Source organism: Candidatus Kryptobacter tengchongensis (genome assembly GCF_001458555.1).
Taxonomy (GTDB): domain Bacteria; phylum Bacteroidota; class Ignavibacteria; order Kryptoniales; family Kryptoniaceae; genus Kryptonium; species Kryptonium tengchongense.
Window position 1 is genome coordinate 1 of the sequence record NZ_CZVH01000071.1, and the last position, 10,465, is coordinate 10,465.

The following is a 10,465-nucleotide window of genomic DNA, read 5'->3' on the forward strand; positions in this document are numbered from 1 at the left end:
CCCCAGCAGGTATTGAAGCCCAAAGTATTAAAATGGTGGTTTTGAAGTTTTCATCACTTTGAAAATTCACCTTAAATTTGTTTATCTGAAAAATTTTGGAGAAAAAAGATGTTAAAATCCCTGCTATATCCTTCCAAAAGATGACAAGCACGCTTAACATCGTTCCGAAGTGGACGAAAACTTCAAAATCAATTCCTGTTTTCCTTACGCCGAAGATATGTTCAGCAAGGACGAGATGACCTGAACTGCTTATAGGTAGAAATTCCGTCAATCCTTGTAATACCGCAAGTATCAGACTCTCAAGATAATTCATTTTTCCTTCCATAATTTTTTAAAAATAATAACTAAATCCAAAGCGAATTGCAACACTTATAAAATTTAATCTCAAATTTCTATCTTCGTCAAATGGTTTGCGAATTATCAGTTTGTTTCCGTTTGAATCTTTCGCTTCTTCTGTTAAGCCAACCTTTGCGTCAGCAGAAAGATAAACATAAACCCTTCCATCAAGTCGTGAGGAAAATATCGTTTCAAGTTTTAACATTCCTCCATTTGCTTTGTAGATTATCTCTTTTCCTGAAAATGGTAGAAATTGAGAAAAATATCCTTTCACAAACCCAAGCCCAAATCCAAGTTTAACAATGTAAATTTCCTGTGGTTGAAAGAAAAGATAGTTTAAGATAAATGTCGGGATGTGGGCTTTATATGTGAAGTTATAGTTTAGAGGGATGCCCGTTGATGTTTCTTCAACATTGTATTGTTTTGAAATATAGGAATAATCAATCTTTATTGACATATCTTTATTGATTTTAAATTCAGACGCCAGCCAAAATTCGGGTGCTCCGCTGAATTCGTTTTGATTCTTTCCAGTAATTGATGTGATATAGTCAGAGATATCGGGAAGGTTGATATAGTTAGCGCCAAGCCCTGCGGAGAGGCAGATGTAATTTTTATTTTTGAGGTTCAAGTCTTGCGAGTTTAAAAAGTGAAATATAAATAACAGTAAAATTGCGCTTTGCTGAAATTTCGCTTTCATTTAACAGATGATTTTCATTTTTCATGTTGTAAAGATAAAAAATTGTGTTTCAAATTTCAAACAGGTTTGAAAATGCAAGTTTTATTTAATATATTTTGACAAAAATTTTCTGCGTTAAAACGAACTTGAATTAACCAATGAGCACAATAGGAATAATAAGGATTAAAAATGCGATCTTTTACGGTTATCATGGTGTTCATTCATCTGAACAAAATTCTGGAGGGAGATTTGAGGTTGATGTTGAACTTCACTGCGATATTTCGGAGGCTACGGTGACTGATTCGTTGAACAGCACAATTGATTATGAGCAAGTTTATAATTTTTTGAAAAATTTGATAACGGAGAGGAAATTTTATTTGATTGAGTCTCTTGCATCAAAAATTGCGCAGGGTTTGATTGAAAAATTTGACAAAGTTCAAAAGGTGATCGTCAAAGTTCGCAAGCCTTCTCCGCCAGTTGGTGGGGTGGTTGATTGCGTTGAGGTTGAACTTGAAGTTAAAAAAGATTAATTGAGAAAATATAATGTCGGTTGCATACCTTGGTATAGGTTCAAATCTTGGCGATAGGATCAAATACATAACAAGGGCTCTTGTTGCCTTATCAAAACTTCCAAAAACAAGGATAACGCGAGTTTCATCTTTATATGAGACCGAGCCATACGGTAGAAAGGATCAGCCATGGTTTATAAATATCGTTGTTGAGATATTTACTGAATTAAGTCCGTTTGAACTTTTTAAAAAGTGCAAGGCGATAGAAACGAAACTTGGTCGTCAAACTCGTGAAAGATGGGCGGAGCGTGAAATTGACATTGATATTCTTTTATACGACGACCTTGTGATCTCGGCAGAGGAACTTCAGATTCCACATCCAGATATGCATAATCGTCGTTTTGTTTTGATACCGCTTGGTGAGATTGCCCCAGGGGCATTTCATCCAATTTTTAAGAAAAGCATTTCGGAACTTTTAATTGAGTGTAAGGACACAACAAGGATAATTCACATTCCACAAAAAATAGATTTGAAAAACATAATAGAGCCAGAGGTGAGAGAGATAAAGTATATAGCAATTGAAGGAGTTATAGGCGCAGGCAAAACATCACTTGCGAAAATGCTTGGTGAGCGCCTTAACGCAAAAATTATCCTTGAACAGTATTATGAAAACCCATTCCTTGAAAAATTTTATCAAAACAGGGAAAGATATGCATTTCAAACTCAGATATTTTTCCTTTTAAGCCGATATCGTCAACAGATGGAACTTCTGCAAAGGGATTTATTTCATGAGTATTTGATAACGGATTATATTTTTGACAAGGATAAAATTTTCGCACATATTAATTTAAGGGGAGACGAACTGAAACTTTATGAGATGCTTGTGAGTCTGCTTGAGAAAAATATCCCTGTGCCTGACCTTGTGATTTATCTTCAGGCAAGCGTTGAAAGATTAATGTTTAATATCCGAAAGCGTGGGCGACCGTTTGAGAGAAATATAACCGAAGATTATATTCGTGAGCTTTCTGAAGCATATAATGAGTTTTTCTTCAATCAATATAAAAAATCGCCAGTTCTTGTCATAAATGTGACGGATATTGATTTCGTAAATAGCATGGAAGATTTTGAAGATCTGATGGAAAAAATTTTAAGTCCAAGGAAATCTTTCTTTGAATATTATAACCCTGGAAAAAAGTAAGGTGAAAGTATGCTCAGGTTATTAATTCTATTCTTGCTTGTTTACATCGCTTACAAATTTTACAAAGTTTTCATTCACTACAAAAACAAGGTTGACGAACTTGAGCGTGAGTTGAAAAGAAGAAAGATAAATGAGGTAAAAGATACCGATTACGAAGAGATAAAGTGAAAGATGAAAGGAATTAGAGAAACCTTCAAAAAGATTGATCCTTTCAGAAACAAGGGAATAAAATTATTTTTTATCAACCTTCTGAAGAAGTTTTTTAAGGATCAACTTTTGGTAAGGATTGACAAATCGGAAAGAGTGGATATTAATTTCGGGGATGTGAAAAAAATTTTAATTGTGAGACAGCACAATCAGCTCGGGGATATGCTCTGTGCAGTTCCTCTTCTTAGGGCTATCCGTCAGAGGTTTCGGAATGCAAAAGTTACGCTTATTACAAGCCCTGTAAATTATGAGGTGGTTAAAGATAACCCATTTGTTGATGAAGTTTTAAATTTTGATAAGGTAAAATTTTTTATATCACCTTCAAAGATTTTTGAATTTGTAAGAAAGCTTAAATCTGGTTTTGACATTGCAATTGTCCCTGTGACTGTTTCAATTTCAACGACGAGTAATTTGCTTGCTTATTTTTCAAATGCAAGAGTTCGCATTGGACCTGCGTCGCTTGACGGAAAGGAAAATCCGACAGCATTTCTTTTCAATTATCAAGTTGATCTTGACTGGCGAAGTGAGGAGAAAAAGCACCAGACGGAGAGAAATCTTGATATTGTGCGACCTTTTGGAATTGACACAGATGATTTAAGTTATGTTATTCCGTATTTTGATGAAGACAGGGAATTTGCGGAAGAAATTTTGAGCATAGGTGGAAATTTTAGATTTGTGATCGGATATCATCCGGGGGCTGGAAAAGTGAAAAACAGATGGAGCGCGGATAATTTTGCGGAACTTGCTCTTAAACTTGCCAACAAGTTCAACGCTTTTACGCTGATAACCGCTGGACCAATGGATGATGAACCTGTTGAGAGAATGAAAAAACAAATTGATGGTAAGATTGAATATCTCATCCTGAGGAATGAAAGAATTAGCAGAATAGTTGCAGTAATTGATAAAATAGATCTTTTCATCACCAACGACACAGGTATAATGCATGTTGCTGGAGCGACATCCACGCCCGTAATTTCCCTTTTTTGGCTCAACCAATCCATATCAATGGTCCCCACTTAACAAAGATAAGTTTTTCATTTGGTCAAGAACGGGAGATATAAACGATATAAAGATTGAAGAGGTTTATAAGCTTGCTGTGGAAATTTTGAATAGAAAAAGTAAATCAGCGTGAACTGTAAATTCTCAGTAAATTTTCACTTTTTTGACAAAATTATCAACTTCCTTTCTAAATTCAATTACTTTATCTATGAAACTTTCTTCGCCATTTTCTATCTTATCCACTGCTTCAAGGACAATTCTTGTTCTTTCCTCATTTATGAGTGGTTCATACTTTGAGATTAAAAAATTGAAAACATTGAAGCCAAGTCGTGTTCCTGCTAATCTTCCATTAAAGCTTTGAACATAGCCTCTATCTTTAAGTTTTTGCACGGTTGGAGCATAGGTGCTGGGTCGTCCGATTCTTTTTTCTCGCATCAATTGGATTAGGTTTGCTTCGGTGTAAAGTGGTTTTTCGCTGATGAGACGAACTTGGAGTTGTGTTATTTTATATTCACCTGGCTTGATCACACCTGATGTTTTTATCGGTGAAATTAAGTTAAATCCATTTTCAACCACTTCACCAGTAAGTTGAAATTCTTGGATAATATCACCAAGTTGGGCTTTAAGCTTATAAATTCTAATCTTCGCTGATGACATCTGGCTTGCGATGAAGCGTTTAAAGATAAGGTCATAAAGTTTTATATGTTTTTTGCTTAACTTCGTTTGCAGGAGTAAAAGTTTTGCGTCAATATCTGTTTCAAGTTCAAACGAGCTAAGGGGTCTTGTCGGTCTTATGCATTCGTGTGCTCCCTCTTCGGTTGCCCAGGTTCTGGCTTTAAAATAGGAAGAAAGGTTTTCTCGCTCAAGATATTGACGAGCTAGGTTAATTCCAAAATTACTCACCCTAATTGAATCCGTCCTATGATATGTGATTAAACCGCTTTCAAAAAGTTCCTGGGCAAGCGACATGACATCACTTGCTGGAAGATTGAGGGTATAAATTCCATCTTGGAGAAGCGAATCAGTTGTATAGGGTGGCAACGGATTTTGCTCGGTTATTTCCTCGCTTAGATCAAAAATTTTGACAGATTCAATTGATTTTATTTTTTCTGATTCCTCAGGTTGTGCTGTAAATGTCAAACGCAGATTATTTTCAAGCTGGACATTTATCTGTGCAATTTTCTTTTTGCTTTCCTTTGTTCTTTCACATACCCAGCCAAGGACTGGTGTTTGAACTCTTCCGGCGCTTAAATCCTCACGATTAAATTTTTTCTGAACTATTTTTGAAAGCTCAAGCCCTATCCATGCATCCTCAACTTTTCTTAAGATCTGCGCTTTCAAAAGGTTTAAATCAAATTCTTCTGGGTTTTTAAGCCCTTCAATAATTGCTCTTTTTGTGATCTCATGCCATCTTAATCTTTTTATATTTTGGTTGAATGGGTAAAGCAGGCATTTCAGATCCCAGGCAATTTTTTCACCTTCGGCATCGGGGTCGGTTGCAATTAAAACCTCGTCAACATTTTCCGCGAGTTTTTGAAGTGATGCGACTACATCTGGTTTTGTAATTTCAAATTTCACCTCAAGTTTTGAATCAATAATCTTCGCCCCAAATCCAGGTTGCCTTATGGCAAGGTCTGTAATATGTCCGCGTGATGCGGTCACAAGAAGAAGCATATTCGGTGCCATAACCTCAAAGACCTGTAATCCATCAATCTTGCTTTTTAATGGCTTACCGAAGAAATAACTTATTGTTCTTGATTTTGTGGGCGATTCAACAATGAGAAGCTGGGAGTTAAATTCTATATCAACCCCAACCTTAAGCTCACGTGTAAGATTTATCTCTTCAATAACTTTTTCAATGTCAAGCTCTTTGATGTTCACAAATTTAACATCAAGCGGTTCAAGTTGTTCTTTCATTAGCTCAAATGCCCTACGATCATCAATCATCAGAATTGAAAGCCCTTTGGTTAAGCCTCCAATTGTTAATCTACTTGTTCGTCCCGATGCCTGAATGTAAGCAAATGAGTCAGGAGTTACAATAGAATTTCCTGAAATTCCAGTTTTTTCAATTATCTCACTTCTTGATGAAACTTGGTTGAAAAACTCAAGTGATTCAATCATCACCTTATAGGCAAACTTCATAAAATCTGAAACTTTATCCGAATCAGGGTTGAAATCTTTTGACTTTATCTTTTCAAGGTTTGACGGTGTGAGGTCAATTATTTTTGAGAGATTTTCAATTATGTCAATTGCTTTTTGTCTTTCTTCTCCTTCAAGATGTTTTGTGATATGGCTTATGGCTATAATCATTTTCCTTGGTGAGAATGTCTCGCGATCAATGGTTATTTCCATTCTTGGAATTTCAAAAAATATTGTATATCTCAAAGCGGTTGGGAGGTCAACACCGCGCACGAGGGAGGAGCGTCGGGATGAGGTTCCGATGAGGACATCAATTTCACCATTCTCAAATGCTTGAAATATCTTTTTTGAAGCTTTTACATATGCTTTTGCCTTTATCCCATTTTCAGAGAGGAAGTCAGCAAGTTGCTCTGCTTTTTCGCTGCCTCTGACATAAACTATTGCACCACGCCCAAGTTTTCTTATAAGCTCAATAAGTTCTTCTTTCATTTCTTTTTCAGGGATATAGTAGGCATCAATTATATTTCGTGTGAATGAATAAGTTTGCCCAATGTCAAATCCGAATATCTCCCTTAAAATTTTGACTCGTAGAGTTCTTTTCGCTGTTTGTGTGGCGCCAGAGATTACGATTTGTCCATTGTTGATTTTTATCTTTGAACGAACTTCGCTTATATTTTCATCCTCAACCTTTTTGCTGACGATTTTTTTCGCAAGTTCAATTTGTTCTTCGGTTATACCTAAAATTTTTAGCACCGTATCTATTGCTTGTGATCTACGGAGGAATCCGTCAACATCATCAATGAACACAGCATTGGTTCTTAAGGATTCAAAAAGTTTTTTATTTCTGACGATTGAAGCAGATGTTGTTATGATTACATCTGCGTTGCTTATCTCATCTGGCTCTGGTTTTGGGGCGAGAGAGTGTATTTGAACGATTTTTTTATTCCTTGCGAAGTTTTGAATTTTTTGGGCAACTTGAAAAGCAAGGGTTGAGTTAGGGAGGAGTATAAGTGATTTTTTTAGAAGAGCCAGTGCAATGGTCGTCGTTGTTTTACCGCTTCCCGTTGGTGCAAGCATTGCGAAACTTTCGCCCTTTAAGAATCTCCTTGCCCATAATCTTTGTGCACCCCATGGTTTGAAGCCAAATGGTTCAAAAATTTTATCTATATCTTCGTGAACGATTTTATTGAGTTTAATTTTACCGCTTAAGAGCTCATCAAGCGTTGCGCTTTCGGAATCGTGAAAATTCAAGTATATCACATCAAGGTCTTGCATTTTCCATTTTTGAGATTTGTTTTTGGGAAAAATTTTTTAAATTTTGGTATGCAGGTTTTCGGTTTTTATTTAATTTGTTAAATAAACTTTAAAGTTTCAAGTTCAATGCTGGAGGGCAGGAAAATAGTTGTTGGTGTAACAGGTGGAATTTCAGCATATAAAACTTGTTATGTTGTTCGTGGCTTGAAAAAGCTTGGGGCTGATGTTAGGGTTGTGATGACGCCGTCAGCAACGCAGTTTGTAACCCCGCTCACATTTTCAACTCTTTCAGGAAACGAGGTGATCGTTGATATGTTTTCGGCGTCAACACATCAAGGGACGAGTGTTCGCACATGGCACATTGACCTTGCTCTCTGGGCTGAACTTATGCTTATAGCTCCTGCAACTGCTAACACGATTGCGAAAATTGCCCATGGTATTGCCGATAATTTTTTAACATCACTTGTTCTCGCCGTGCGATGTCCCGTTGTGCTTGCGCCCGCTATGGATGTTGATATGTATTTAAATGAGATCACACAACGAAATTTGAAAATTTTAAAAGAGCTTGGCTATTTGATCATAGAACCTGAAGAAGGGGAACTTGCAAGTGGGCTTGTTGGGATTGGGAGAATGGCTGAACCTGAAAAGATTGTTGAGTTTGTGAAGGACTTTTTCGCTGGTGTTAAATTTGATCTGAAGGGCAAAAAGATATTGGTCACAGCAGGTCCGACATATGAACCAATTGATCCAGTTAGATTTATAGGAAATTGGTCATCTGGGAAGATGGGATTTGAAATTGCAAAGGCATCTGTGCATCGGGGGGCGGATGTAATTTTAATTTCAGGTCCAACATATCTTAACACTCCCAAAAATGTAAAGAGAATTGATGTTGTGACATCTGATGAAATGTTTGATGCTGTGGTCAAATTTTATAATGAGGTTGATGTTGTTATAATGTCAGCTGCGGTTGCAGATTACGCTCCAGCTCAAAGGTTTGAGAAGAAGCTTAAGAAAGAAGATTTACCCGAAGGAATGCTTGAATTAAAGTTGAAAAAGACAAAAGATATTCTTAAATATCTTGGAGATAACAAAAGGAATCAAATACTTGTTGGGTTTGCGCTTGAGACTGATAATGCGTTTGAAAATGCAATTCAAAAATTAAAACAAAAAAATCTTGATTTCATTGTTCTTAATACATTGGGTGAAGGTTCAGGTTTTGGATATGATACGAACATAGTGACGATAATTTCAAAAGATGGGAAAGTTGAGAGTCTGCCGAAGATAACAAAGTATGAAGTTGCTCATAAAATTCTTGATAAGGTTTCGCAGATGTTTAATAAAGGTGAGGCAAAGGGATGAAAAGGGAAATAAAAAAGGTTTTAGATGAGGCGAAACGATATTTGATTCAGCAGGAAAGTTTGTTTGGGGATGAGATAGTTTTACCAAAGGGTGAAGAAGAAAAAGAAAAGCAAACTCAACATGAGCAAGCTTCAGCTAAAAAAGCGATAGGAGACGAACAATTTGGGGTTGATCCAACATGGGTGGACTCAAAAACACTTGATGAACTTGAAAGGAAGATAAAGAATTGTGTTAAGTGCCCGCTTGGGAAAATGAGAACAAATTTTGTCTTTGGTGTTGGAAATCCCAACTCTGAGGTCGTTTTTATAGGTGAAGCTCCAGGGGCTGATGAAGATTTGCAGGGTGAACCGTTTGTGGGAAGGGCAGGTCAACTTTTAAATCAACTTCTTGCAGGAGTTGGATTCAGAAGAGATGAGGTTTATATTTGCAATGTTTTAAAATGTCGTCCACCCGGGAATAGGGATCCACAAACCTCCGAGATAGAAGCATGTAGTCCGTATTTAATAAAGCAACTTGAGATAATTAAACCAAAATTGATTGTTTCGCTTGGGCGTTTTCCGGTTCAGACACTTTTGAGAACTAACGCATCGCTTACTTCGCTTCGTGGACAAATTTTTGAATGGCGTGGAATTAAAATGATTGCGACATATCATCCAGCAGCAGCTTTAAGAAATCAGCAATGGAAGCGACCACTTCTTGAGGATTTACGCAAAGCGCGGGAGATTCTTTATGGGAAATAAAAAATTAAAAATTTTCAAACGATGGCAATTGAAAAAGGTCTAAAGCAGGAATTTCCACTTGAAAAGATAACAAGGGATTATAAATTAACATCAGTTCCTGAACCAAAAGAAATTATCCCGAAAGTTCCACCTCAAGCCCCAGAGCTTGAAGTTGCAGTTCTATCTGCAATGATAATTGATCCCGACTGTATCCCAAATGTTGTTGAGATTTTGAAACCGGAGTGCTTTTATAAAGAGGAACACCAGATCATTTATAAGGTGATAGTTGAACTTTTTTCGGCGGGGAAAACCGTTGATCTTTATATTTTAAACCAGGAACTGAAAAAGAATGGTTTGCTTGAAAAGGTTGGAGGGACTGCATATTTAACTGAAATTTCAAATGCTGTTGCAACATCTGCAAATGTTGAGGAATATGCGCGCGTTATTCACGATAAATTTATTCTTCGCGAGATAATAAAAATGTCTAATGTGCTCGCAAATCTTGCCTTTAAAGAGGACGCTGATGCTTTTGATTTGCTTGACTTTGCTGAAAGAAGGTTGCTTGAAATCTCGGCTGAAAAATTTAAATCTGAAATCACGCCATTCAAAAAAACTTTAAAAGAGGTCCTTGAGAAATACGAGGTGATAAATAGGGAAAAGGTGCATTTAACTGGTGTGCCAAGCGGATTTCCCGAGATTGATGTTATGACTGGTGGTTTTCAAAAATCCGATCTCATAATTATTGCAGGTAGACCCGGAATGGGTAAAACCGCTTTTGCGCTTTCAATCGCAAGAAACGCAGCAGTTGAGGGTAAAGTGCCCGTTGGTATATTCTCTCTTGAGATGTCGCTTGAACAGATAACATTAAGATTGCTCTGTATGGAAGCAAATGTTGATATGCACGCTTTAAGAACGGGAAGATTGTCGCCAGATGAATGGCAGAGGATATCTGGACTTGTTGGCAGGATAAGCGACGCTCCTATATTCATTGATGACACACCTGCTTTGAGCACACTTGAACTCCGGGCAAAGGCAAGGCGCTTGAAAGCTGAGCATGACATTGGGCTTA

10 protein-coding genes are annotated in these 10,465 nt (G+C 37.0%); 7 read left to right on the plus strand and 3 right to left on the minus strand.

Annotated elements, in window-relative coordinates:
- On the minus strand, positions 1-313 hold a 313-nt coding region (locus AT685_RS06035; RefSeq protein ID WP_200741665.1), incomplete at its 3' end, for an undecaprenyl-diphosphate phosphatase.
- 18 nt (positions 314-331) lie between these two features.
- Positions 332-1,033, minus strand: coding sequence for a hypothetical protein (locus AT685_RS06040; RefSeq protein ID WP_072213083.1), 702 nt, complete (start codon positions 1,031-1,033; stop codon positions 332-334).
- Positions 1,034-1,170: 137 nt separating this feature from the next.
- On the opposite strand from AT685_RS06040, the gene folB reads away from it, so the two are divergent.
- Genes folB through AT685_RS06055 form a run of 4 tightly spaced genes read left to right on the plus strand, consistent with a single transcriptional unit; the run spans position 1,171 to position 3,946 of the window.
- On the plus strand, positions 1,171-1,542 hold the full coding sequence (gene folB, locus AT685_RS06045) for a dihydroneopterin aldolase (RefSeq protein WP_072149729.1): 372 nt from the start codon (positions 1,171-1,173) through the stop codon (positions 1,540-1,542).
- 13 nt (positions 1,543-1,555) lie between these two features.
- A complete protein-coding gene (gene folK / locus AT685_RS06050; protein ID WP_072149728.1) occupies positions 1,556-2,719 on the plus strand; it encodes a 2-amino-4-hydroxy-6-hydroxymethyldihydropteridine diphosphokinase in 1,164 nt (387 codons plus the stop codon).
- 9 nt (positions 2,720-2,728) lie between these two features.
- Positions 2,729-2,887, plus strand: coding sequence for a hypothetical protein (locus tag AT685_RS08445; RefSeq protein WP_159420492.1), 159 nt, complete (start codon positions 2,729-2,731; stop codon positions 2,885-2,887).
- 3 nt (positions 2,888-2,890) lie between these two features.
- Positions 2,891-3,946, plus strand: coding sequence for a glycosyltransferase family 9 protein (locus AT685_RS06055; RefSeq protein ID WP_072151950.1), 1,056 nt, complete (start codon positions 2,891-2,893; stop codon positions 3,944-3,946).
- A 123-nt stretch (positions 3,947-4,069) separates the two neighbouring features.
- Here the strand turns inward: AT685_RS06055 and rgy are convergent, their stop codons facing one another.
- A complete protein-coding gene (gene rgy, locus AT685_RS06060) occupies positions 4,070-7,339 on the minus strand; it encodes a reverse gyrase (protein ID WP_072151951.1) in 3,270 nt (1,089 codons plus the stop codon).
- Between the two features lie 105 nt (positions 7,340-7,444).
- On the opposite strand from rgy, the gene coaBC reads away from it, so the two are divergent.
- The 3 genes from coaBC to AT685_RS06075 all read left to right on the plus strand — a co-directional run.
- Positions 7,445-8,677, plus strand: coding sequence for a bifunctional phosphopantothenoylcysteine decarboxylase/phosphopantothenate--cysteine ligase CoaBC (coaBC, locus tag AT685_RS06065; RefSeq protein ID WP_072151952.1), 1,233 nt, complete (start codon positions 7,445-7,447; stop codon positions 8,675-8,677).
- The gene (locus AT685_RS06070) at positions 8,674-9,417 is read left to right on the plus strand and encodes a uracil-DNA glycosylase (protein ID WP_072149724.1); all 744 of its coding nucleotides are present in this window, start codon (positions 8,674-8,676) and stop codon (positions 9,415-9,417) included. The genes coaBC and AT685_RS06070 overlap by 4 nt, the downstream gene beginning before the upstream one ends.
- A gap of 21 nt (positions 9,418-9,438) precedes the next feature.
- On the plus strand, positions 9,439-10,465 hold a 1,027-nt coding region (locus AT685_RS06075; RefSeq protein WP_143713150.1), incomplete at its 3' end, for a replicative DNA helicase.

Coding starts and splice junctions, on each gene's coding strand:
- coaBC (WP_072151952.1), top strand. CDS start 7,445: ATGCTGGAGGGCAGGAAAATAGTTGTTGGTGTAACAGGTGGAATTTCA.
- rgy (WP_072151951.1), bottom strand. CDS start 7,339: ATGCAAGACCTTGATGTGATATACTTGAATTTTCACGATTCCGAAAGC.
- AT685_RS06040 (WP_072213083.1), bottom strand. CDS start 1,033: ATGAAAGCGAAATTTCAGCAAAGCGCAATTTTACTGTTATTTATATTT.
- AT685_RS06070 (WP_072149724.1), top strand. CDS start 8,674: ATGAAAAGGGAAATAAAAAAGGTTTTAGATGAGGCGAAACGATATTTG.
- AT685_RS08445 (WP_159420492.1), top strand. CDS start 2,729: ATGCTCAGGTTATTAATTCTATTCTTGCTTGTTTACATCGCTTACAAA.
- folB (WP_072149729.1), top strand. CDS start 1,171: ATGAGCACAATAGGAATAATAAGGATTAAAAATGCGATCTTTTACGGT.
- AT685_RS06055 (WP_072151950.1), top strand. CDS start 2,891: ATGAAAGGAATTAGAGAAACCTTCAAAAAGATTGATCCTTTCAGAAAC.
- folK (WP_072149728.1), top strand. CDS start 1,556: ATGTCGGTTGCATACCTTGGTATAGGTTCAAATCTTGGCGATAGGATC.